Origin of the sequence: Paenibacillus pedocola, from assembly GCF_031599675.1 — a bacterium.
GTDB lineage: Bacteria > Bacillota > Bacilli > Paenibacillales > Paenibacillaceae > Paenibacillus_AQ > Paenibacillus_AQ pedocola.
The window spans coordinates 5,211,255-5,235,193 of the sequence record NZ_CP134223.1 but is presented as its reverse complement, the minus strand read 5'-3'; the positions used below and the strand labels follow the sequence as shown (position 1 = coordinate 5,235,193).

The following is a 23,939-nucleotide window of genomic DNA, read 5'->3' as shown; positions in this document are numbered from 1 at the left end:
CCTGAGTTGCCTTAATAGCTTTAATTTATCATGTCAGGAATTTTTCACGGTGATCGAACGCACTATCCGCTCTTTTGGTGAGCAAACAAAAAACCTCCTCTCACCCCGAAGGATAAAAGAAGGCTTAAACGTGTCACTTCTGAAGCACGGCAGCTATATCTTCAGCTCCCCAAGCTTGATCAGCTCGACAACCGCTTGCGAACGGCCTTTTACGTTTAATTTTTGCATGACGTTGGAGATATGGTTGCGGACGGTTTTTTCACTGATGAATAACAATCCGGCAATATCCCGTGTAGTTTTGTCTTGCACAAGAAGCTCGAATACTTCGCGCTCGCGGTGCGTCAACAGAAATTTGCTGTGATGTTCGTTCCCTTTCAATGGTGTCACCCCTCCTTGCTCGGGTTTGTTTGGTATAACAAGGTAAAGGGATACAGTCAAATCATATTATGTATGCGCAATGTTAATTGTGCGGTCATTGCCCTAAAATGGGCGGGGAAGCAGACAAGCTGAAGCCTATTCCTAGGAACGTAAAAAAACCGCCCTCCCGGCGGCAAAGACACGTACTGTACCGGTCTGTCACGCCCTTTCGGTCACGCCAGTTTAGTCCGGTAAGCTGTTGCAGAACCAGTGTAGTATATGAAATGGATTCCATAGCAAGCTTTTTTTATGAGAAGGTATTGAAGGCCGATGTGGTAAAATAAAACCAGTATCATCCTATTCAGGAGGAAGCTTGCTGATGGCCAACATTAAAGAAATCGCCCGCATCGCCGGTGTTTCTGTAACGACAGTATCCCGTGTGCTTAATAATCATCCTTATGTCAGCGACAATAAAAGAGCCGCCGTGCTTAATACCATAGAGCAATTAAACTACACCCGGAATATGAATGCCGTGCATCTGATTACCGGGCGTACCGGAGCCATTGCGGTAATTCTGCCGTATATCAATTTATACTACTTCTCGATTGTGATGGACGGGCTGGCCCATGAAGCGCTGAATGCACAGTACCGGCTGATTCTCTGCCAGAGCAACTATGCTGCCGAGGAGGAGCTGAAGGTGCTTGAGATGCTGCGCAATAAGGAGATTGATGGCGTGGTCATCGTCTCTACGGCGCTTCAGCCGGAAGTGATCGAGGAATATACGGAGTACGGTCCGGTTATTACCTGCCAGGACAGCGGCGAACGGCGTTTCTCCTCGGTTTATATTGAGCATTATGAGGCTTTTTGGGATGGCCTGCAGTATTTGAGCAGCAAAGGCTACCGCAAAATCGGCTACTGTGAAGGCCGGCAGAACGGCAGCAGCGCCTCGATCCGGCAGTCCGCGTTCCGCACGTTTCTATCCGAGCATAAGCTTCCCTTCCGGGAGGAGTGGATAGTTTACGACTGTATGACGGAGGAGGATGGGGCGGGAGTTGCACTATCGCTGCTGGACATGCAGGACCGGCCCGAGGTGCTGATCATTACCGGCGACCATGTCGCCGCCGGCCTGATCATCGAGGCCCGCAAGCACGGGCTGCACATCCCGGAGGATCTGGCGGTCATGGGCTTCGACAATCAGCCGATCGGCCGGCTGCTCGACATCACCACCATCGACAACCACCTCTACGAGATGGGTGCCGCCGCCTTCCGCATTATCCATGAGCAGATCAGCACCGGCAGCCGCGTGCCCGTACACCGCAAGCTGGATTACGTGATTATTGAGCGGGGGACGGTGTAGGGGAAAGCGGTAAGTAGTAGGGCGTGGTGTGGTACGGACAGATTTTCTCCATCTAATATACAGTCTATCGGCCGAAATTATCGTTTGAATGGATTTAGCGGGATCTATGCTGCCTGATATAGTCAATATAATCTGCCGCGCTCTGCTCAATCTCTTCATCGCTCACCTGAAATGACGCACCGAAGACAGCGAAATGCGGTAGTGCTGTTGCGCCTACATGGATTGCACTGGCTTTGAAAGGGGCGATAACTTCATCTACCGTAAAAGAAACAGAACCCACGGGCAGATAGTTTTCCTTCTTATCACCGATCGACATCGCTATTCCGAGCTTCTTACCCTGCAGCTTCCTGCCGTTTGAACCATAGGCCCATCCATGGGTAAATACATCATCCAGCCACTTTTTTAGTAAGGGCGGATAACTATACCAGTACAACGGAAACTGAAAGATGACATGGCTGTAGGCTTCCAATAGCTTCTGTTCTCTTAATACATCTATGCTCCAGTCCGGGTATTCCTTATAAAGCTCATGAATCGTAATCCCGTCTGGATGCTGAAGTAATCCCTCTTTCCACCTTTTGTTCACTCTCGAAGCTTCAATATTTGGATGTGCTAATATCACCAGAGTTTTCATCAACAATCACCTTTCTTTTGTAAGCTGATTTGCTTGCTGCAGTTGCTTACATTATTTTTCATGTTCAAAAAAATGTAAATACACACAATGAAGTAACCTAGTTACCTCAAAGTGTGCATTGGACGCAGAGTGAATCTATGCGATTATAGAGATAAGCAGATAAGCTATTGATTTCTAGCGGTGATGAGGTGGTACGAATAACATGAAACAATATAATTTAGGCATAGAAGCAACCCTTGAAATTATCGGAGGGAAATGGAAGGCTCTGATTGTATGTCACTTAATTTCCGGCACCAAAAGGACAAGCGAATTGCAGCGCAGTATTCCGGGGATCTCGCAAAAAGTGCTGATCCAGCAGCTGCGTGAGCTTGAACAGGACGGCATCATCGGCAGACATGTATATTCTCAAATGCCTCCCAAAGTGGAGTACTATATAACCGAATATGGAATTACAGCGAATGAAATTATTCATCAAATGTGTTCCTGGGGCAGAGCTAACATTAAAATGAGGCAGCAGCAGGGGGAAGAGGTCGAGCTATTGGAGAATGAATCAAAATGAATAGTTTGTTTTACTTTCTGTTCTTGTCTATTAAGAGGAAGACGATATAAAGGGTGTTGTGGAAACAAGCGATTACCCGAAATAGGGCATCGCTTGTTTGGATTACGGTGGTTTAGAATTTTGATCCCCGAAGCTGCTCCTCGCAGTCAGCAATCCTCGCCGCCTCTGATTTGGAAAATCCAAGTCTTGAGGTCTTCTTACAGCACCAGCGGCAGGAACAATGGATTTTTCCTTTACTTAAACTTCCTTCATACTTGAAGCTCCATCCCGATGTTCTGAGCAGACGCTTTTTACGTTGAATAGCATGTTTTCTGTAATGCCGGATTAATGCCTGATTCCGGTTGCTCCGGTAAGGCTTCATAACCATCACGCTCCCTTGGGTAAAGGCTCAGCCCGCAGTTATTCCAAGGGGAAACTACTACGGGCAGAGCGTGATGGCGGTCATTGCGGGAAATCTGGGCAAACCAATCACCTCTGGTGAAGATGTAATAACACTATTTTATCACCTGAGAATAATTTTAGCGGGAAATCCTCCAACTAATCCGTCCGTTTTCGCCTGGAAGCAGGATTTAGGTGGAAAACCTCCCTTTAAAATCTCTAGAAACGCTGATTTAGGCCTATACGGTAGAAATTAGCGGGAGAAAATCCCGCTAGAGTCTGTCTTCACCCAGTTCGTCGGAAATTAGATGGAGAAATTCCCGCTACTCTGCCTCCGTCACCCCATAAGATTGAACTTGAAAATATACATTTAGGGAAAAGTGGCGGAGGGGAATTTTGAGCCTTACGGAGCAGTAGCGTCCGCCTGAAAGCTTTCCGCAGGAAAGCTCGCATCATAAGCATAGGCTAGGTTTGGATTTTTATTGCGAATAGCAGTTAAATTCAGGAAATCTAAACCTAACAGCGGCCGGAAGTCCAAACATTCCCTGCAGCCACGGCCAATCCCTAAATGTAGCCCTCCAAGTTCACTCTAACCACCCAAATCAATAATTTTCATAGGATTTTTTCACTAATTATTGGGTTTATTGCCAAGAGGGAAAGATGTTATATTCTTTTAGGTAAGCGGTTACATGAAATGAATGGGAGGTGGCGGGTGTACCAGGCTTGGGGGATTTGAAGAAGATGATCGTTCATTCATAAGGGAGGAATATCGAATTCATGCCTAAGAAGAAATCATTTCTATCACTAGCATTCACCACGCTGCTGATGCTCGCACTGATAACGCCGGGTATATCGGCTGCATCTGCAGACCAGACGGCCAAAGGAAAACCTGCAACAACCGCCATGCAATCCTATGTGGATGCCATGCAGCCGGGATGGAACCTCGGCAATACGCTTGACGCTACCGGGGCTGATGAAACCTCATGGGGCAATCCGGCAGTAACCCAGGAACTGATCCGAAAAATCGCCGACCAGGGTTACAAGAGCATCCGCATCCCGGTAACCTGGGACGTTCATATTGGGGCGGCTCCGAACTATACTATAGAAGCTGCTTATCTCGCCAGAGTTCAACAGGTAGTGGACTGGGCATTGAAAGAAAAGCTGTATGTGATGATTAATCTTCACCATGATTCCTGGCTGTGGATCAGCGGGATGGAGAAGAAGCATGATGAGGTGCTGGCCCGCTACAATGCTGCCTGGACTCAGATTGCGGCGAAGTTTAAGAACTACTCGGATAAGCTGATGTTCGAGAGCGTCAACGAGCCGCGGTTCACCGATGGGGGAACTACCGACGAAGCCAAAGCGACTCAAATGCTGACTGAGCTGAACAAGTCCTTCCACAGTATCGTAAGAAGCTCAGGCGGCAACAATGCGGAACGGCCGCTGGTGCTTCCTTCGCTGGAATCCTCTCCGACCCAGGAACGGATGGATGTGCTCTACCAGACAATCACCGGACTGAAAGATCCGAATCTGATTGCGACGGTACATTATTATGGCTTCTGGCCGTTCAGCGTTAATATTGCCGGATACACCAAATTTGACGCCGACACGCAAAATGACATTATCCAGACCTTTGACAAGGTGCATGCTACCTTCACCGCCAAAGGCGTTCCTGTCATCGTAGGGGAATATGGCCTGCTCGGCTTCGATAAGAATACAGGAACGATTGAGCAGGGTGAAAAGCTGAAGTTTTTTGAATTCCTTGCCAACTATCTGAGGGAAAAACGGATTACCTCTATGCTGTGGGATAACGGTCAGCATTTTGGCCGCACGACATATAAATGGTCTGATCCCCAGCTCTTTACGATGATGAAGAACAGCTGGAGCACACGTTCGGCAACTGCTGAAAGCGATCTCATTTATTTGAATAAAGGTGAAGAGGTTAAGGATGTTACAGTTTCGCTGAACCTGAACGGCAACAAGCTGACCTCGCTCAGCACTACGGGCGGCAAGCTGAAGAAAGGGACGGATTATAGCCTGAACGGAGATAAGCTGACGCTCAAAGCTGCCAAGCTGAAGAGCCTTACCTCTTCCGGCAAGCTGGGCGTAAATGCAGTTCTTACGGCCGGGTTCAATAAAGGTGCCGACTGGACCTTTAATCTCATTGTTTCCAGTAAACCGGTCCTTAGCAGCACCCAGGGAACAATAGCTTCCTTTAAAATCCCTACAAATTTCAACGGTGATATCTTAGCGACCATGGAAGCCGTATATGCCTCCGGCGGCAATGCCGGACCGCAGAACTGGACCTCATTTAAGGAATTTGCCTATACGTTTAGTCCTTCCTACAATACGGGTGAGATCAGCCTGCAGGAGAACTTCTTCAAAGAAGTGAACGATGGCGAAGTCATTCTTAAATTCCATTTCTGGAGCGGTGAGATTGTGAGCTACAAGATTACCAAAAGTGGAACAACCGTTACCGGTGTGGCCCAATAAACTCCGCAAAGAACCTCCGTTACCCTTACCGGGTAACGGAGGTTTTTTGCTATAAATAACCATGCGGTTTCTGGGAATACTACCCCAAAATAGTAGCTGCAGGGAGGGTATTCAATGCGTTCGATGGCGCACAATCCGCTTTCACTTGAACATATTCTTGAAGAGTTCGATCAATGCGCCGATTTGAACCATCGGTCCTATCCGGAAATTGAGACCGATATTGTGTATTTTTCGCATTTGGTGGACACGGCTTCATTCATCAAAGAGATTCAGGAGCCCTTTTCCAAAATCCGGCTGGATGAGGTTGACCAGCTGCTGCTGCAGTCGCAATTCACTCCAGGAAGTGATCCCAAACAGGTAGTTGTCGGCATCCTGGCAGGCAATGTTGCCATTTTTCACCGGGGGACGGTCTGTTTACTGGATGTCTATGGCCCTGAGATGCGCAGTGTGCAGCAGTCGGAGACCGAAACGATTATTGCAGGCCCTCATGATGCTTTTGTCGAGTCGGCGCTTACGAATATATCCTTAATCCGCGGCAGACTCAAAAGTCCCCATCTCAAAATCAGAAAATACGCTGTCGGCGAAATATCCAAAACAGCTGTTTATTTGCTCTATATCAAGGATGTTGCCAATCCTAAACTAGTTGAAGATATGGGGCGGCGGATTCAAAGCATTGAGACAGATACACTTAACGACGGAGGGATGCTGACCCAATTTATTGAGGATATGCCGAATTCGGTGTTTCCCCAATTCCTCATCACAGAAAGGCCGGATGTTGTCGCGTCCAAGCTCGCTGCCGGACGGATTGTTGCCATTGTTGACAACAGCCCGACAGCGATCAGCGCACCTGCTGCATTTTTTGAATTTTTCTCATCTCCCGATGATTACTACCAGCGTTGGGCACTCGGTACAGCCTTGCGGCTGCTAAGATATATGGCATTGCTTATCACCATAACCTTTACGGCAATGTATGTCTCCGTGACCACTTTTCATTATGAGATGATTCCAGAAGCCCTGCTGAGAACGCTGGCCGAATCACGCAACAGAGTCCCTTTCCCTCCAGTCTACGAGGCGCTGCTGATGGAGATCATGATTGAGCTGCTGCGCGAGGCGGGAGCCCGCCTGCCTACCAAGATCGGACAGACCATCGGGATCGTAGGCGGTATTGTAATCGGACAGGCGGCGGTACAGGCCGGGCTGACCAGTAATGTGCTGATTATTGCCGTGGCCTCCTCCGCCATCGCGTCCTTTGTCATTCCCAGCTATATGATGAGCGCCTCGATCCGGCTGATCCGTTTCGGGATTATTATTCTGACCGGAGTCTGGGGCAATATGGGGCTTGTAATGGGGATCGCAGTCATTGTGATTCATTTATCCGGTCTAACCAGTCTAGGGACCTCCTATGTCATGCCCGTTGCACCGATGAAGTCAACAGATTGGAAGGATGTATTCATCCGGGCACCCTTTTCAATGCTCAGAACCCGGCCCAAGCAGGTGGGGACCTCCAACCGGATAAAGCAAAAAAACAGAAAGTAGGAATGGTGTTATGCCGGAAAAGCTTAGTCCCTTTCATATTGCCGTTCTTGTATACATGACTCAGTCAGGAATCGTTATCTTCACCCTGCCGCGCAGTCTGGCGGATTATTTCGGAACGAACGGCTGGCTTGTGCTAATTCCGTGTCTGCTGCTGTCGTCATTTAATATTTATTTGATCACCTTGGTTTTTCGGCTGGGGAAGGGGCGCTCAATCTTTGAAATAATGGAACAGTCGGTTTCGAAGGCGATCCTTTACCCTTTCTATTTGGGCTTGACGGCAGTGTGGTTAGTTTTTGGCTGTATGATCGGTAAAAAGTATGTGCTGCTCTTTCAAATGCTGGCTTTCCCGACGACAAATCCGATGCTGTTTAAGCTGGCTATTGACGTACTGGCTTTTATGATGCTGATCAAAGGGATCTACAGGATGTCCAACGCGGTAACCCTTTTTTTCTGGATGACCATCTGGATGTTTGGACTGCTGCTGTGGTTCTTCCCCTCTTTTCGCTGGGCGAGGTTCACTCCGTTCCTTCTTCATGGCGGACATGATCAGGTGAAGGGGGCGGTAGAAGTGTATGCCGCTTATTTGGGCTATGAGCTGTCCATTCTGCTATTCCCGTATATGAATAAGAGTAAGAGTAAAAAGTCTATGGCCGCCATCTATGCCGCAAATGCCTTTTTGTCGTTCGTCTATATCTGTCTGTCGCTGATCTGTTTCGGCTTCTTCGGCCCGGGTCAATTAAAAAAGCTGCTGTATCCCGTGCTGGACTTACTGGCCTATATCCAGTTGCCTTTTATTGAACGGCTGGAAAACCTGCTCTACGGTTTTTTTCTGTTTTTAGTACTGGTCACGGTTGTGATGTATTGGTGGGCAGCGCAGTTGAGTATACAAAGAATCATCCCGAAGGTAAAAACGCCGGTACTTCTGGTCTTTTTGCTAGGCAGCTCCTATTGCGTCTCTTTTATTCCCAAGACTTTGGATGAGGTAAATGTCTGGATCACCAATTTGGGCTATGCTGTGACAGGTATTGCTTTTGGCCTTCCCATGTTATTGATTATGATCCTGCTTATACAACGGAAAGGAGGAATTTCCCATGCTTAAGCTCAGGCTTATTCCTGTGCTTCTGCTGCTGCTGTTAACCGGTTGCAAAAGCGATGAGCGGATACTTGAAAAGCTGGGGATGGTCCAAACGGCAAGCTATGATCTGCTGGACAATAAACGGCTCAAGGTGACCTACTGCGTTCCGGTTACAGATCCCACCTCGAAGGTCCGCCGTGAACTCATGACGACCGTAAGCGACAGCCTTAAATCAGCCCGGCTGCAGTTCTCCCTGCAAACTGATCTGAAGGTCGTCAGCGGGCAGGTAAGAGAGACCCTATACGGAACGAAGCTGGCAAAAGAGGGCTTAGGCGATTATATCGATACACTCCTGCGGGATCCTTCGATTGCGCTTGGAGTCAGAGTAACCGTCGTCGAGGGGGATGCAGGAGATCTGCTGTCCAAGACGTTCAAGTCGCATAATGATACCGGGCGCTATATCACTCATCTGCTGGATAAGGAATCTTACGGCAATAGTGTTCCTGCAACCACGTTATATGAGTTCTCCAGGGATTTCAACGATGACGGCATTGACCCTGTAGCTCCGATTGTGAAAGACGGGGGGGACAAGGTGGTCATTGAGGGCGTTGCAATGTTTCAGGAGGACCGGTATGTGATGAGGATTCCGGCCGAGGACGGGATTATCTTTGCCCTGTTCCGCGATGATCTCAGGCAGGGGGAAGTTGCGATTAACTTAGGGGACAAGGATGGCAGGCCAGTGGTCATCATGTTAAGCTCCTTGTTAAACAAACGCAAGATCAAAGTGCATCAACTGGGAGACGGGCGCTTTAAGGTCGACATTTTTGCTTCCCTCCAGGGCTCGGTACTCGAATACACCGGAGAAGAGAAGATTAATGAGAGCAAGGCACGTCATGAATTAGAACAGAAGATATCCGAATATATCACGGCCAAAGCTGATTTGATGGTGGAGCAGATGCAGGAGCATAACGTAGACAGCCTGGGGATCGGAACGTATGTACGGAACGGGCTGAACTACAAGGAATGGACAAGCTTGAACTGGAGAGAGGTATATCCTGAGATAGAAGTAAAGTGCCATACCAAAGTAGTCATCAAAGACTATGGTAAATATAGCTGAGTGTAGATGCTGGTGTATATCGCGTACACACTAATTTAACGATAGTGCAGAGCCGAGGGAGGCGCTGAATCACTATCGTTTTTTTTATGCAGCCGTTATTATTTAAATTTATAAATATACAAAATAGGGCAATGGGTGTAAAATTGCATTACTTACGCTTCCCGGGGGAGCATAAAGGATTCTCTATGCCCTTATGTGAATAAATGCGCAAGCAAAATATACTAGAGAAGATATGGAGGCAGGAAGATTCATGAAAAGAAAGAATTGGAAACAACTGATGATGCTGTTTATGCTGGTCGCTGCGGTGGGCATGGTTGCGGCAGGCTGCGGCAATAACAATACAGCAAGCGGCGGCAGCAATACAGGCTCGGACAACACAGGGGAAGCGGCAGCTACGGAAACTCCGGCGGAAGCGGCAGTCGTAACACTGGGCCTGCTGCCTTCGATCGACGCCATTCCATTTATCATTGCCCATGAGCAAGGCTTCGACAAAGAGCATAACGTCAATCTGGATATTCAGACCTTCAAGAGTGCCAAGGACCGCGACGTGGCGTTCCAGGCAGGCAAAGTAGACGGCATCAGCGCCGATCTGGTGGCCATTTCGATCTATAACGAAGCCGGTCTGGACGTGAAGATTACAAGTACAACTACCGGTGAATTTGATCTTCTGACCGGTAACGATGAGATTCAGGAGGTAAAGGATCTAAAGGGTAAAACCGTTATTTTGTCCAAAAATACGTCCACTCAATATACAGTAGCGATGATGCTGAAGCAGGCGGGCTTGAGCGAAGCGGATATCACCGTGAGTGAAGTACCGCAGATTCCGACCCGTCTGGAGCTGCTTAAGAACAAGAAAGCCGATGCCGCTGTGCTGCCGGAGCCTTTTGTGACCATGGGGGAATCCGCCGGCCTGCGTGTGCTTAGCTCTACACATTCTGCTGGGATCAACCCGTTTGTGCTCGCCTTTCCGCAAAGCGTAATTGATGCCAAACCGCAAGCCATCCGTGATATGTACGCTGCTTATAATGATGCGGTTGAGTATATGAAATCCCATGAACAGGCGGAATATATTGATCTGATTATTAAAGAAGTAGGCTACCCGGAAACATTGAAAGACGAGATTAAGGTCCCGGAATACCAGCCGGCGAACCAGGTGGATGTGAAGGAAGTGGAAGCAGCCTTTGCCTGGGCACGGGAGACAGGACTGCTGACCAAAAATATATCGGCTGAAGATGTGATCTCCGATGTCCAGTTCAAGAATTAGCGGACTTTGCATCAAAGAGCTCCAGGTTGAGTACAAGAGCGGCCAGGTGGCACTGGGTCAGGTCAATCTGACCCTGCCGGAGCATGGGATTTATACGATTATCGGGCCTTCCGGCAGCGGGAAATCGACGCTGCTGCGGGCGATTGCCGGCCTGCTTCCGGGTTATACAGGAGAGCTGCTGTTTAACGGCAAACCCGTTCATGACAAAGATATACTGGTCGGGCTTGTTCCGCAGAACTACGGATTACTGCCCTGGAAGACCGTTCATGGCAATATCCAAATCGCGATGAAAATTACCGGGTCTGCCGGCGGTGACAGAGCGGAGCGGGAAGCGCGGATTACGCACTGGCTTAGCTCCATGGGAATAGCCGATCTGGCGGACCGTTATCCGCTCTCACTGAGCGGAGGCCAGCAGCAGCGGGTAGCGATCGCCCGGGCCTTTGCCATTTTGCCGAAGATTATGCTGCTGGATGAGCCGTTTTCGGCCCTGGACGCCGTGACGCGTGAAGCGCTGCAGCAGATTTTTCTCGACAATTGGCTTGCCCATCCGGCAACGGCGCTGTTCGTCACGCATGATGTGGACGAGGCTATCCTGCTGGGCCAGCAGATTATCATCCTGCCTGCAGGCAAGGAGGATTCGGTGGAGGTTCTGGATAATACCGCAGTGTTCGGGATGAAGCATGAGGAGAAACGGGGAAGTAATGAGTTCTTTGAGCAGACGAAACGGATCCGAAAGGTAATGCAGGAGAAATGGTGATGAACAAGCGGATTAATCACGTACTGCGGTTGTTGTTTGTCTTTTTGTGCATGAATCTGGTCTGGTATATCGTCTACCTGCTGATGAATCATCCGATTCTGCCCAGTCCGGGTTCGGTCTATAAGGCGATGTTCCAGCTGGAAGGCCGGGAAGTTCTGCTCAACGTCGGCTATAGTCTGCTGCGGATCTTTGAAGGTGTGTTGCTGGCGCTGGTCATCGGTCTCCTCATTGGACTGCTGATGGGGCGCTCACCGCTGTGGAACAAACTGCTTGATCCGGTCGTCTATCTGACCTACCCGATTCCGAAGATTGCCTTGCTGCCGGTGGTCATGCTGTTCTTCGGGCTTGGGGAAACCTCTAAGGTGCTGATGATCATGCTCATTCTGCTGTTCCAGATCATCATTTCCGTACGTGATGGAGTCAAGGCAATCCCCGAGAACACCTACGATGTACTAACCAGTATCGGAGCCGGCACGGTCCAGAAATTCTGGAATGTGACGCTGCCCGGTGCACTGTCGGTTATTCTCAGCACGATCCGGATTTCGCTTGGTACGGCGATATCCGTGCTGTTCTTCACCGAGATCTACGGCACTGAGCATGGCATGGGCTACTTCATCATGGATGCCTGGCTGCGGCTGGATTACCCGGAAATGTACGCAGGCATCATGCTGTTTAGCTTAGTCGGCTTTGTATTGTTCCTGCTGGTGGATCTGCTGGACTACAAGTTTATGAAGTGGCGGCGGTGAGGGAGAGTATTGTAAGTAAATTGTGAGGGCGGCTCAGTGATGAGCCGTCTTTTTTGTTTTAATAACGTAGGAGGAGCGGGAAAAGTCCCCTTGAATCCGGCGTTATCGGGAAAAAGAGTGGAATTAGAGGGAAAACTCCCGTTGAATTTGGCGTTATCGGGAAAACGAGTGGAAACAGAGGGAAAACTCCCGTTGAATCCGGGCTTATCGGAGAAAAGAGTGGAAACAGAGGGGAAAGTACCATTGAATTTGGCGTTATTGGGAAAACGAGTGGAAACAGAGGGAAAAGTCCCGTTGAATCCGGCGCAGGCGCTCAGGGAGTAAGCTGTTAGCCCTTCTTTATCCAAAGAGGGGCTGCTTGGCTTGACCCTATGGGCGAACACAGCGGCGAGGCGTATACGGTTGGTGATATTCCTGTACCCGCAAATACTGCTTTACTTACAGGCTGTCCGCACCGGGCAGTATTTGCATCATGGCCTGAAGCAAGGCCTCCATTTCCGTATCGGTGCCTACAGTAATCCGCAGATAATCATCTATACGCGGTTTGTCAAAATAGCGGACCAAAATACCATGCTCCCGCAGCTTGCGAAAGATCACAGGTGCAGGCATAGCAGGATGGGAGACAAACAGGAAGTTGGCCTCTGAATCCGTTACGCTGAAGCCCAGATGCTCCAGCGCAGACCGGGTGTTCTCCCTTGTCTGCACAATTCTGGCGATATTGCTTCGGGTGTAAGCTTCATCCATGAAGCTTGCCTCCGCACCTGTCAGGGCTAGGCGGTCCAGCGTATAGGAGTTGAATGAGTTCTTCACCCGGTTTAGCCCTTCGATCAGTTCAGGCTGCCCGAGTGCATAACCGACTCTGAGACCGGCCAGCGAACGGGATTTGGAGAAGGTATGAATAACCAGCAGATTGGGATATTCAGCGATTAGCGGGACGGCGGATTCGCCGCCGAAATCAATGTAGGCTTCGTCCACAATCACTACATGGCCCGCATTTCCTTCCAGCAGCTCCCGAATCTGCGGGAGAGGCAGACCTATAGCAGTAGGGGCATTCGGATTCGGCAGAATGATGCCGCTGTTCGGCCTTTGATAATCTGCCGGAAGAATCCGGAGCTGCCCGTCCAGCGGGACAGCGTTATAGGGAAGATTGAACAGGTTGGCATACACGCTATAGAAGCTGTAGGTAACGTCAGGAAACAGCACCGGCTGATCACGGTCAAAAAAAGCCTGGAACGCAAACGCCAGGATTTCATCTGATCCGTTGCCGACGAATACCTCACCCGGGGTTAAAGCGAACCGCGTTGCAATAGCTGCAGTCAACCGGCTTGCGTTAGGGTCCGGATATAGCCGCAGATTGCCGTCCACTGCACGGCGAATCGCTTCCAGCACAGCCGGTGAGGGCGGATACGGATTCTCATTAGTGTTTAATTTAATCATACTTCCCTCTGCAGGCTGTTCTCCGGGAATATAGGGAGTTAGGGCTGCGGCAGTGGAACTCCAAAATTTGCTCATCTCTTTTAATCCTCCTAAAACAGATTCTGATCTAAATCCACTATAATCCGCTTTTATCTTTAATGCAATAAAGTGCTAAAGTAAAATTTAGAGTTAAATGTGAACGTTAGAATTCGTTTCCCCGCGGTAAGCAGCGGCTGATAGTGTTCCTTTTTAGCAGCTGCACAAGATCAGATTCAGCTTTTGCACATCCCTGTAATTTCCTGTCGCAAATAAAATATGGTAAAGATATGTATATTTAATTATAATTTAGAAGTATCGGATTTTTTCATATATTTGGAAAAGTAAGCGTATGCTTTCGGAGTAAGTTTTTGCCGAAGCGCCATCAGGGAGTATACCCTACAAAACTTTAGGAGGATGAAATTTTGAAAAATGACAGGAATCAGTTCATTCATCAGACTACCAAAGCCGCATTGATTACTACTGTGGCGCTCGCCTTGATGCTGCCAAGCGGTCTAGCCGCGGCGGATGCCAGTTACTCTACGAATGGAATCGTAGTATCAGCATCGGCAGGGTTGGGAGCAGCAACAGCAGACCCGGCAAAAGCTAAGGTGACTCAGGAGCAGGCGGTGGCGAAGCTGCGGGAGTTGTTCCCTGCTCTGAAGGATGCAAAGGTCTCTAATGCCCAAATCGGCACGGGCAATTCTTATCCGCCAAATCCTAACCAGCTGGTCTGGAGCATTCAGTGGGAATATCAAATCGGCAGTACAGGATATGGCTTTTCCAGTGAGGTCGATGCCATTACAGGTGACGTGATCTCTACATATCTCTACTTCCCGTTTATGCAAGCCGACAATTATTATCCGCCTAAAGTGTCACGGGCAGAAGCTTTAGAGAAGGCCCGGAGTTTTATTGCCGCAGCAGCGCCTTCGCTGAAGAACAGTGAGCTGGAACTGGAAGAGAATACATGGATGAATGAATCGGCACTCTTTGGCCCGGTTCAATATTCGTTTAGTTTTATGCTGCTGACCAATGGTCTGCCTTCAAACAGTGACTCCGTCCGGGTTACCGTAGACGGCAACGGAAATATCATTCAATTTAATAAGTCTTACTTTGGGAAGGAGTATCCGTCCGCGAAACCTGCTGTATCCAAGGAACAGGCGGAGAAGAAATTTAAAGAGGGTTTTGATATCGCGCTGTACTATACCCCTGTCTATAAGAAAGGCGTAGTAGACAGCTGGGTGCTCGGCTGGAGAGCGCAGGAGGAAGCTTTATATGGGATCGATGCCCAAACCGGTAAACGGATAGACTATGAAGGTAAAGAAGCCGCGCCCACACCGGTTGTCTATGAGGCAATACCTGCCGGTAAAGAAGTCTTCCAGCCGGTAAACACCGGTAAAGAGCTTACGGTGGAGGAAGCTGTCAAACGGGTCAAACAGGTAGCCGCAATTCCGGCTAACCGTAAGCTGGTCTGGCAGACGCTAAACTCTAATTATCAGAACGGTAAACAGAAAGTCTGGACGCTGGGCTGGAGTGATACTGCAGAAGCTGCGTATTCAGGAATGCCAGGACGTACGTATGCTGAAGTGAACGCGACTACCGGCGAGGTGATTCAGTTCCAGATTGAGCAATATGGCAATCCAGCAGACATCAAGACACAGCAGCCCGTAGCTGCCGGAACGAAAAAGCTGAGCCAGGCTGAGGCGAAGAAGCAGGCGATTCAGCTGATCAACCGCTTGTATAACGGAGCGGGCAGCAATCTGAAGCTTGCCGAGCATGGGGGAACCTGGAGTGTTCTGCCGGAAGGGAATGGATACCGCTATCAATTTATCCGTTATTTTGATGGTATACCGGTAAGCAACAGTATTGTTTCACTTGAACTCGACAGCTACGGCAGGCTCCGGACATATACAAACTATGGATATTCTGACTTTGCCCTGATTACCAAGCAGCCGGCTCCAGTAATCACCAAAGCGGAGGCGCTGCAAAAATATCTGAACACCTATATCCTGAAGCTTCAATATAGTCTCATTGGCGGATCTTATGGAACGAGTGTGTATGTTGAGCCTAAAGTCAAACTGGTCTATGCGCCGCAGCCGGCAGATACCAGTAAGCCTTACGAGGTGCTGAATGCACAGACCGGTAACTGGGCCTCGGTCTATGAGATGTACGGACAGGTGAATACTTCAGCAAGCGCGGTCGACGTGAAGGGCCATGCTGCGGAACAACAATTAACAGAGCTGCTGAAATACGGGGTTATTACACCGGACGCTGACGGAAAAGTGTATCCGGAACAGGAGATCACTGTAGGAGAATGGCTTAACTTCATTGCGAAAGCTTCAACGCCGTATTATACGCAATATTCCAATATGCAGGATCGTAAGACCATAGCCGGTGTAAGTATGGATAGCCCGTACTACGATGCTGTAAACTTTGCGGTTTCCCGAAGCTGGCTGGACAAGGATGCTGCAATTAAGCCGGAGGATAAACTCACCCGTGAGGAGCTTGCGGTTCTGGTATCCTCATTCTTGAAATACAGTAAGCTTGCGGCCTTCCTTGGCAATGATAATACGGTAACCAGCTTCAGCGACAGTGCCAGTATCACTAATAAAGGTGCTGTAGCGCTTGTTGTCCGGCTGGGACTGCTGCAGGGTGAGAACGGCAAGTTCAACCCGCAGCAGCATATAACAAAAGCACAGGCGGCGTCCATTATTATGAAGCTGGTAGAACTGCAAGGCAAAACCGACCAGCCGATTGGCCAGCAGTAATCTCCAGGCAGAAGCTGCCGGAGCAGTTAAGATAGCTGTGAATGTATTTATATAAAGCAAGACCGGCACTTTTCCCAAAAGTGCCGGTCTTGCTTTTTCTTTGTGGCGGCGGCAACAGGAGGCTTAACTGTAAAAGGCTGAGTCTCATGTTATGATGAGAAGCGTATTTCTGCAAAAGGTAAAGAGAAGATACCGAATGTAAATGCATACCACTCGAGCTGTTAACGCTTTCTTTATACAATGAGGATGTAGAATAAAAGGGAGGTTCATGAGATGACAAGCAAAAGCAGAAAGTTTCCTGTAATGGCAGCAGCACTGGTTTTATCCATTGCATTTAGCGGCTGTTCGAACAGCAACGCAAATAACAGCACGACTGCCAAAGAGGCTAATGCGGCCCCGGCCGCGGCTACGGCCGCTGCAGAGGTGCAAGGGGGACCGCTGACCAAATACGATCCGCCGATTACGCTGACCTCGACCATGAATGAAACCGGCAAGGAGACGCTGGCAGAGGGTGATACCCACGCTAATAACGTATGGACCCGGGGGTATGAGGACGAGCTGGGCATCAAAGTTACTTACGACTGGATCGTAGCCGATGCCAACTATAACGATAAAATGAATGTTACCCTGGCCAGCGGCGATTTGCCGGATGTGCTGAAGGTAAATATGGTGCAGTTTGAGCAGCTGTACAAAGCAGGCATGCTCCAGGATTTGACTGAAGTCTACGACCAATACGCTTCTGACCTGGTAAAAGAGTATTACAGTGAAGAAGACGGAGCAGCCCTCAAGCCTGTAACGAAAGACGGCAAGAAGTACGCAATGGTAAGCTACGGGGGCTCGCTTGATTCCTCGGATATGGTCTGGATCCGCAAGGACTGGCTGGATAAGCTCGGGTTGGCTGAACCGAAGTCCATGCAGGACATCATCAAGATCGCTGAGGCTTTTGCATTTAACGATCCGGACGGCAATGGCAAGAAGGATACTTACGGGATTTCACTGAGCAAGGATCTGCCGATTAACGGCTTCCTGCTGGGCTACCATGCCTATCTGGAAACTTGGATCAAGAATGATCAGGGAGAGATTGTGAACGGGACGATTCAGCCTGAGGTGAAGGCAGGCCTTGCGGAACTGCAGCGCCTGTATAAAGAGGGTGTAATTGATCCGGAGTTTGGGGTAAAAGATTTCGCCAAGCAGATGGAGGATGTCAATGCAGGCAAAGCGGGGATGTTCTTCCTGCCGCAATGGGCGCCTTTCCAGGTCAAGGATATGATCAAGAAGGATGCGAATGTGAACTGGGTTCCGTATCCGGTACAGTCCATTGACGATCAGCCGGCCAAGACCCAGAACCACCTATCCCTTGGCGGGGTATTCGCTGTACGCAAGGGCTACGAGCATCCTGAAGCATTGATCAAGCTGCTTAATTTCCAGGCTGAGAAAATGTTCGGCGAGTCGGCAGCTACAGAGCGGGCCAAATATTTGAACGGCGATACAGGACTCGGGTTCCAGAATGCGGTTGTATCCAACCTGCCGCCGAACAAAAATGTGAAGGCACAGGATGAAGTAGAGCAGGCGCTGAAAACGGGCGATACCTCCAAGATGGGACTGGAAGCCAAATTGTTCTATGACGATATTCAGGCCTACCGCGGCGGCGATCTGGATAAATGGCATATGGAGCGGATTTTTGGACCACTCAGCTCACAAGGGGTCATCAAGTATTACCGGGATAATGATCTGATCGTGATGAATGAGTTCATTTATGCGCCTACCAAGACTATGAATAGTAAATCAGCCACGCTGGATAAGCTCAGGGCAGAGACCTTTGTGAAGATCATCTACGGCAGCCTGCCGGTTGATGATTTCGACAAGTTTGTGGCCAACTGGAAAAAGCTTGGCGGAGATGAGATCACCAAAGAGGTAAACGAGGTTGTAAAAGGACAATAGAGTTTGAATCTACAATAGGACTGTCCGGCGGTTTGATTATGACCGCTGGCAGTCCTTTTTTGCATCCAAGTCAACAGGTCAATAGAAGATACCCAAAGTCAACACGCTACACTATAAAGCCGATTTAGGGCTGTCTTATAATCAAGGTAACAAGGAGGAGACAGCATATGCACTTTAATCCCAGGCAGTTTCTGCGCAATATTCCGCTGCACTTAATGATTCTTCCGGCCTTATTGCTGGTCATTATTTTCAGTTATATCCCGATGGCGGGACTTGTGATCGCCTTTCAGGACTTTTCCCCCATTTCCGGATTTCGCGATATGACCTGGACGGGACTGGAGAACTTCCGTTATTTATTCGATCTTCCGGGGTTTAGACAGGTGGTATGGAACACCGTTATTATCTCCGTACTCAAAATCATTGCCGGACTGACTATTCCCGTGATTGCAGCACTGCTGCTGAACGAGGTCCGTGCGAACAGCTTTAAACGATCCATCCAGACGATCATTTACATGCCCCACTTTTTTTCCTGGGTCATCCTCGGCGGAATCATTGTCGATGTGCTGTCTCCGAGCAGCGGAATCGTCAACATGCTCCTGAAATCACTGGGCATCCAGCCCATTCAATTTCTGGCCGATAATCACTGGTTCCGGTACGTTCTGGTCATTACCGACCAATGGAAGGAATTCGGCTTCGGAACGATTATTTATCTGGCCGCTCTGACCAGCATTGACCAGTCGCTCTACGAAGCCTCGATCATTGACGGTGCCGGACGCTGGAAGCAGACCTGGCATATTACCCTGCCGGGAATCCGCCCGATTATGATTCTGATGCTGACGCTCAGCCTGGGAAATGTACTGAACGGCGGTTTTGACCAAGTATTCAATCTGTACAATCCTCTGGTATACGAATCAGGCGATATTCTGGATACGATGATTTACCGGATTGGTTTGCAGGAAGCACAATATTCGGTCTCCACGGCGCTGGGCTTAATTAAATCGGTCGTATCCTTTGTGTTTATCGGCCTTGGCTATTATCTGGCCTACCGTTTTGCTAAATACCGGATTTTTTAGAGAAAGGACTGGGCTGAATGCATCATACCTCTAGCGCTTACCGCTGGTTTCTCCGTTTCAATTATGTAATTCTTACTGTGATTGCACTGCTCTGTCTCTTTCCGATTGTCAATATTCTGGCCATCTCCTTCAGTTCAAGTACGGCGGTGAACGCCGGAAGCGTGACGCTTTGGCCGGTTGACTTTACCTTGTCCTCCTACCGCTACATGCTGGAGAACAATCAGTTCATTCATTCGTTTGGCACCAGCCTCCTCCGTGTTGTCCTGGGCGTATCCGTCAACCTGCTGTTCACTATCCTGGTTGCCTACCCGCTCTCCAAAGAAGCGGCGACCTTCCGTTCACGTACAGCGTATGCCTGGATTTTCGTGTTTACGATGCTGTTCGGGGGCGGGCTGATTCCCGGATATCTGGTCGTTAAGGAAATGGGGCTTTTGGACAGCGTATGGGCGCTTGTTCTGCCGGGGGCGGTGCCAATCTTCAACGTGCTGCTGATGCTGAACTTTTTCCGCGGGCTGCCCAAAGAATTGGAGGAAGCGGCCTGGATGGACGGAGCCGGACATCTGCGCACCTTATGGAGCGTCTATCTCCCGGTTTCGCTGCCGAGCATTGCTACGGTGACACTGTTTTCGCTGGTCGGCCACTGGAACGCCTGGTTTGACGGAATGATCTACATGCGCAGTCCCGAGCATTATCCGCTGGCTACTTATCTGCAGTCGATTCTTCAGCAGGTGTCGGTGCAGAATGAGAATGTTACCTTTGAGCAGGCTGCGCTGCTGAATGAAATCTCCGACCGGACGACGCAGGCCAGCCAGATCTTTTTATCCATCCTTCCGATCCTGGCGATCTATCCGTTTCTGCAGAGATATTTCGTGCACGGTCTGGTCGTTGGAAGTGTGAAGGGGTAAACTGTAATAAGCCAAAAGCAGGAGCCGCGTATTGCGGTTCCTGCTTTGTGCCAGTTTTGCAGGAGAGGACCATTACCCGATGAAACCATTCGCAATCCGCTGGAACCCGAATTCCATCGTAATTAAACTGATCGGCGCCTTTTTATTGGTTATGCTGCCGCTCTGCGTGCTTAGTATCTCGATAACCTATTACAGCTCTAACCAGATGCAGGCTGAAGTCGAACGGGCCAATGAATCGAAGCTTCACTTTTACTACAGCCATCTGGAATTCGAGCTGCAGCGAATGACCGCGCTGGTTACTGAATACTCCCTTGACGATGCGCTATCGACCTTCAGCACACGTATTCCAATCATGAGCCGTTATGAAATCGATTCCAATTTGAATGATATTCTCACTAAGCTTCTGCAGGTAAAAGAAACCAGTCCTTACATCAGTGACGTCGTCTATTATGTTCCGCAGATCAACAAGCGGGTCAGCGCCGTGGACGGCATCAGAGAAGTTACGGACAGGGAGTGGCAGAGCCTGCTTGGTACGATGGGTAATCTGAACGGAGCGTTATCCAAATATCAGGACGAGCTGTATCTGCTGCGCAGCAATCCGTTTAATCTGGACAGTAATGTCCCGCCGAATTTTCTGCTGGGGATCAAGCTCTCCTCGGCGGAGCTCAAGCTGCGGCTGAAAGAATTCGCCGCCTCGGGCGGAAGTGATATTACGCTGGCGTTCGGCAGCCGTAATGAATATGTCGTTTCTTCCGCAGAAGAACTGCCGAAGCTCCTGCAGGGCAGCATCCCCGTGGTCGGAAAGGAGGCGGTGAGCGTTCAGCGGTACCGGATTGAGGATTCATTTTATTATTCGCTCTATGATCAAGCTAACAATTTTACACTGACCGCAGATATCCCGAATACGGTTCTAATGAAGCCGATTCATATTTATTCGCAGCTGCTGCGGCTGTTAACAGTGGTCTCGATAGGAATCATCGTTCTCTTCTCTTTCTGGACTTACCGGACAATCCACCGCCCTATGGCCGTACTTATCCGAGGCTTCCGCAAAGCGGAGCAGGGACAGACAGGCATCTTCATTACCCATTCCCGCAAGGATGAGTTCGGGTATATGTATTCACAGTTTAATGAGATGCTGAGACATCTGCACACCTTAATCCAGGAGAATTACGTGCAGCAGATCCGTACGGGGGAAGCCGAACTGAAGCATCTGCAGTCGCAGATTACACCGCACTTCCTGTACAACAGCCTGTTCAGTATCAAACAGATGGCTGAAGTGGAGAATGTGGAGCTGATTAAGGAATTTTCCGATTATCTCGGTCAATATTTCCGTTATATCACCCGTGATTCTGCCCAGGAGGTTACATTGCAGCAGGAGCTGGACCATGCGCTTGTGTATCTGGCGATCCAGAGAATCCGCTTCGGATCAAGAATCGGGGCCGAAGTCGACGATATAGAGCCGGGATGGCGCGGGATTCAGGTTCCCCGCGTACTGCTGCAGCCGATTATTGAGAATGTGTTCGAGCACGGGCTTCAGCATAAAAGCAAAAACGGCCTGCTTAAGATGAGCTATGAGCAGGTAGAGGACCGGCTGTCGATTAAAATCGAAGACAATGGCGACAGCCTTAGCGAGGACAAGCTGAGACAGCTCCAGCGGCAATTCGGCTCTGGGGAGAGTGCCCAGGGCGAAATTACCGGACTGCTGAATGTAAATCAGCGGCTACGCATTAAGTTCGGTTCAGGCTTCGGGCTGCAGGCGGAACGAAGTACGCTCGGCGGGCTTTGCATACGGGTTAACATCTCAATAAGAGGAGGCGGCGGAAATGCAGCGGATGATGATAGTAGATGACGAGCCGGTTATTCTGGACGGATTGTATGAGTTTTTTTTGAAGGCGGATATTCCCGATCTGGAGATTATCAAGGTGCATTCCGCAGATTATGCCATAGACTGGCTGAATGCAGTCAAAATAGATATTGTCCTTAGCGACATTTGTATGCCCGGTATGGACGGCATGGAGCTGATTCAGGAAATTGTCGGCCGCTGGCCGCGCTGCAAAGTAATTCTGTTAACGGGACACGATGAATTCAATTATGCGCACCAGGCGATCCGCAATCCCTGTGTAGTGGATTATCTGCTCAAGACCGAGGGGATGGATAAAATCCGTTCCGCGGTAACCCGGACCCTGGAGATGATTGCCTCGGAGGATGTGGAGCAGTACCAGACCCAATGGCTCCGCGATAAGCTTCCCCGGGCCCTTCCCCAATTGCAGCAGCAGCTGCTGCTGGATATTCTAAGACGCTCCGAGGGAATTGACCGTCAGGTTCTGCAGGATGAATTCGATGCGATTCAGCTGCCGTTCCGGGCGGAACAGCAGGTCCTGCCGGTTATTTTGCGGATTGAAGCCTGGAGGAATGTAGAGACGGCTTCAGACCGGAGTCTGATCCGTTACGCCGTCGCCAACATTGCAGAGGAGCTGTTCAAGGGCAAGTCCGAAGTGAAGGCGGTTGATCTCGACCCGGGAACGATTGCTTGCTTTGTCCAGCCTGAGTCTGATCATCACTTGCCTGTGACAGAAGCCGAGCAATGGTTAAAAACACTCCGTTTCGTACACGGCACGATGGAGTCGGTTCAGCAGGCCTGCGGTAAATGTCTGCAAATGTCCGTATCCGTTATCGCCAGTGAAGAGGCGGTAGCCTGGCCTCAACTGAACTATACCCTGAATCGCCTGCGGCTGGCGGTCTATGATCAGCCCGGCCTGGGAATGGAGAAGCTGCTGAGGGTCAATGTTACTGAAGCTGGTGCGAACCCAGGCGGAGTAATCAACCGCTATGCGGCTGCTGAACTGCTGCTCGATTATTTGAAGCAGCGGCTGCTTGAAGGGGATGCCGAATGGAGCGGATTCTTCCGGAAATGGGCAGAGCTGTGCGGAGACGAAGGGCCGGAGGATCCTTTTGTCCGGCTGAGACTGCTGTCCGGGATCAGCAGCGCTTTGCTCCAGACGCTGCAGGAGCTGGGCTTGACGGAGGATGCCCTGGGCGAAATGGACCTGTCGAAGCTGCTGCATTTCACTATTCATACCCGGTGGCCCGAGGTCATCACGTTCTATCATGCATTCTTCGAATGGGTGGTTTCCAAACGCAGCGCCTCGTACAGACATGACGAATCCAGCATTCTATCGATGATCCACCAGTATATCAAATCTCATCTCGGGGATGATTTGTCGCTGACCCGGATTGCGCAGGAGGTATCCCTTAATCCTTCCTATCTATCCCGCTGGTATAAGCGGACCACCGGCAAGGGCATTTCCGATTATATCCTGGACAAGAAGGTGGAGCTCAGCAAGGAGCTGCTGCTGGGAACAGCGCTGAAAATGCATGAAATTTCCGGCCAGCTGGGTTTCAGTGACCAGCACTATTTCTTCCGTTTTTTCAAAAAAACCGTCGGCTGTACGCCGCAGGAATACCGGGAGCACAGGAAGGTTCAAGCCTAAGCTCAAGTCCGTTATCCACATAAAAAGATCGTTCTGAGC

The 23,939-nt window shown here is 49.7% G+C and carries 19 protein-coding genes; 16 read left to right on the top strand and 3 right to left on the bottom strand.

Going from position 1 to position 23,939, the window contains the following annotated elements:
- Window positions 1–153: 153 nt before the first annotated feature.
- Complete coding sequence (locus tag QU597_RS23135; protein ID WP_019908812.1) at window positions 154–378, bottom strand: helix-turn-helix domain-containing protein; 225 nt, start codon at window positions 376–378, stop codon at window positions 154–156.
- A 358-nt stretch (window positions 379–736) separates the two neighbouring features.
- On the opposite strand from QU597_RS23135, the gene QU597_RS23130 reads away from it, so the two are divergent.
- Window positions 737–1,714 (top strand): LacI family DNA-binding transcriptional regulator, encoded by a 978-nt coding sequence (locus QU597_RS23130; protein ID WP_310830001.1) that lies wholly within the window; start codon window positions 737–739, stop codon window positions 1,712–1,714.
- Window positions 1,715–1,808: 94 nt separating this feature from the next.
- On the opposite strand, the gene QU597_RS23125 is transcribed toward QU597_RS23130, so the two are convergent.
- The gene (locus QU597_RS23125) at window positions 1,809–2,345 is read right to left on the bottom strand and encodes an NAD(P)H-dependent oxidoreductase (RefSeq protein WP_310830000.1); all 537 of its coding nucleotides are present in this window, start codon (window positions 2,343–2,345) and stop codon (window positions 1,809–1,811) included.
- 202 nt (window positions 2,346–2,547) lie between these two features.
- Between QU597_RS23125 and QU597_RS23120 the strand changes: the two genes are divergently transcribed.
- From QU597_RS23120 to QU597_RS23080, 9 genes are all read left to right on the top strand, one after another.
- Window positions 2,548–2,904: a winged helix-turn-helix transcriptional regulator gene (locus QU597_RS23120; RefSeq protein ID WP_310829999.1), complete on the top strand. Its 357-nt coding sequence runs from the start codon at window positions 2,548–2,550 to the stop codon at window positions 2,902–2,904.
- Window positions 2,905–4,059: 1,155 nt separating this feature from the next.
- On the top strand, window positions 4,060–5,775 hold the full coding sequence (locus QU597_RS23115) for a cellulase family glycosylhydrolase (protein WP_310829998.1): 1,716 nt from the start codon (window positions 4,060–4,062) through the stop codon (window positions 5,773–5,775).
- 114 nt (window positions 5,776–5,889) lie between these two features.
- On the top strand, window positions 5,890–7,311 hold the full coding sequence (locus QU597_RS23110; protein ID WP_310829997.1) for a spore germination protein: 1,422 nt from the start codon (window positions 5,890–5,892) through the stop codon (window positions 7,309–7,311).
- A gap of 10 nt (window positions 7,312–7,321) precedes the next feature.
- Window positions 7,322–8,410 carry a GerAB/ArcD/ProY family transporter gene (locus QU597_RS23105; RefSeq protein WP_310829996.1) on the top strand — a complete coding sequence of 363 codons (1,089 nt, stop codon included), beginning with the start codon at window positions 7,322–7,324 and terminating at the stop codon, window positions 8,408–8,410.
- Window positions 8,403–9,503: a Ger(x)C family spore germination protein gene (locus QU597_RS23100; protein ID WP_310829995.1), complete on the top strand. Its 1,101-nt coding sequence runs from the start codon at window positions 8,403–8,405 to the stop codon at window positions 9,501–9,503. The genes QU597_RS23105 and QU597_RS23100 overlap by 8 nt, the downstream gene beginning before the upstream one ends.
- Window positions 9,504–9,753: 250 nt before the next feature.
- Window positions 9,754–10,767 (top strand): ABC transporter substrate-binding protein, encoded by a 1,014-nt coding sequence (locus QU597_RS23095; protein ID WP_310829994.1) that lies wholly within the window; start codon window positions 9,754–9,756, stop codon window positions 10,765–10,767.
- Entirely contained in the window at window positions 10,748–11,524 is a 777-nt protein-coding gene (locus tag QU597_RS23090; RefSeq protein WP_310829993.1) for an ABC transporter ATP-binding protein, read from the top strand. The genes QU597_RS23095 and QU597_RS23090 overlap by 20 nt, the downstream gene beginning before the upstream one ends.
- Entirely contained in the window at window positions 11,524–12,270 is a 747-nt protein-coding gene (locus QU597_RS23085) for an ABC transporter permease (RefSeq protein WP_310829992.1), read from the top strand. The genes QU597_RS23090 and QU597_RS23085 overlap by 1 nt, the downstream gene beginning before the upstream one ends.
- A 39-nt stretch (window positions 12,271–12,309) precedes the next feature.
- Window positions 12,310–12,594 carry a hypothetical protein gene (locus QU597_RS23080; RefSeq protein WP_310829991.1) on the top strand — a complete coding sequence of 95 codons (285 nt, stop codon included), beginning with the start codon at window positions 12,310–12,312 and terminating at the stop codon, window positions 12,592–12,594.
- A 114-nt stretch (window positions 12,595–12,708) separates the two neighbouring features.
- Here QU597_RS23080 and hisC read toward each other — a convergent pair whose 3' ends face one another.
- Entirely contained in the window at window positions 12,709–13,782 is a 1,074-nt protein-coding gene (gene hisC, locus QU597_RS23075; protein WP_310829990.1) for a histidinol-phosphate transaminase, read from the bottom strand.
- A 365-nt stretch (window positions 13,783–14,147) separates the two neighbouring features.
- Between hisC and QU597_RS23070 the strand changes: the two genes are divergently transcribed.
- The 6 genes from QU597_RS23070 to QU597_RS23045 all read left to right on the top strand — a co-directional run bounded on the left by QU597_RS23070 (window position 14,148) and on the right by QU597_RS23045 (window position 23,900).
- The gene (locus QU597_RS23070) at window positions 14,148–16,490 is read left to right on the top strand and encodes a YcdB/YcdC domain-containing protein (protein WP_310829989.1); all 2,343 of its coding nucleotides are present in this window, start codon (window positions 14,148–14,150) and stop codon (window positions 16,488–16,490) included.
- Between the two features lie 273 nt (window positions 16,491–16,763).
- On the top strand, window positions 16,764–18,431 hold the full coding sequence (locus QU597_RS23065; protein ID WP_310829988.1) for an extracellular solute-binding protein: 1,668 nt from the start codon (window positions 16,764–16,766) through the stop codon (window positions 18,429–18,431).
- A 167-nt stretch (window positions 18,432–18,598) separates the two neighbouring features.
- Complete coding sequence (locus QU597_RS23060) at window positions 18,599–19,504, top strand: ABC transporter permease (protein ID WP_310829987.1); 906 nt, start codon at window positions 18,599–18,601, stop codon at window positions 19,502–19,504.
- Window positions 19,505–19,521: 17 nt separating this feature from the next.
- On the top strand, window positions 19,522–20,409 hold the full coding sequence (locus tag QU597_RS23055; protein WP_310829986.1) for a carbohydrate ABC transporter permease: 888 nt from the start codon (window positions 19,522–19,524) through the stop codon (window positions 20,407–20,409).
- 79 nt (window positions 20,410–20,488) lie between these two features.
- Window positions 20,489–22,258 (top strand): sensor histidine kinase, encoded by a 1,770-nt coding sequence (locus tag QU597_RS23050; protein ID WP_310829985.1) that lies wholly within the window; start codon window positions 20,489–20,491, stop codon window positions 22,256–22,258.
- Window positions 22,233–23,900, top strand: coding sequence for a response regulator transcription factor (locus tag QU597_RS23045; protein ID WP_310829984.1), 1,668 nt, complete (start codon window positions 22,233–22,235; stop codon window positions 23,898–23,900). The genes QU597_RS23050 and QU597_RS23045 overlap by 26 nt, the downstream gene beginning before the upstream one ends.
- Window positions 23,901–23,939: the final 39 nt, after the last annotated feature.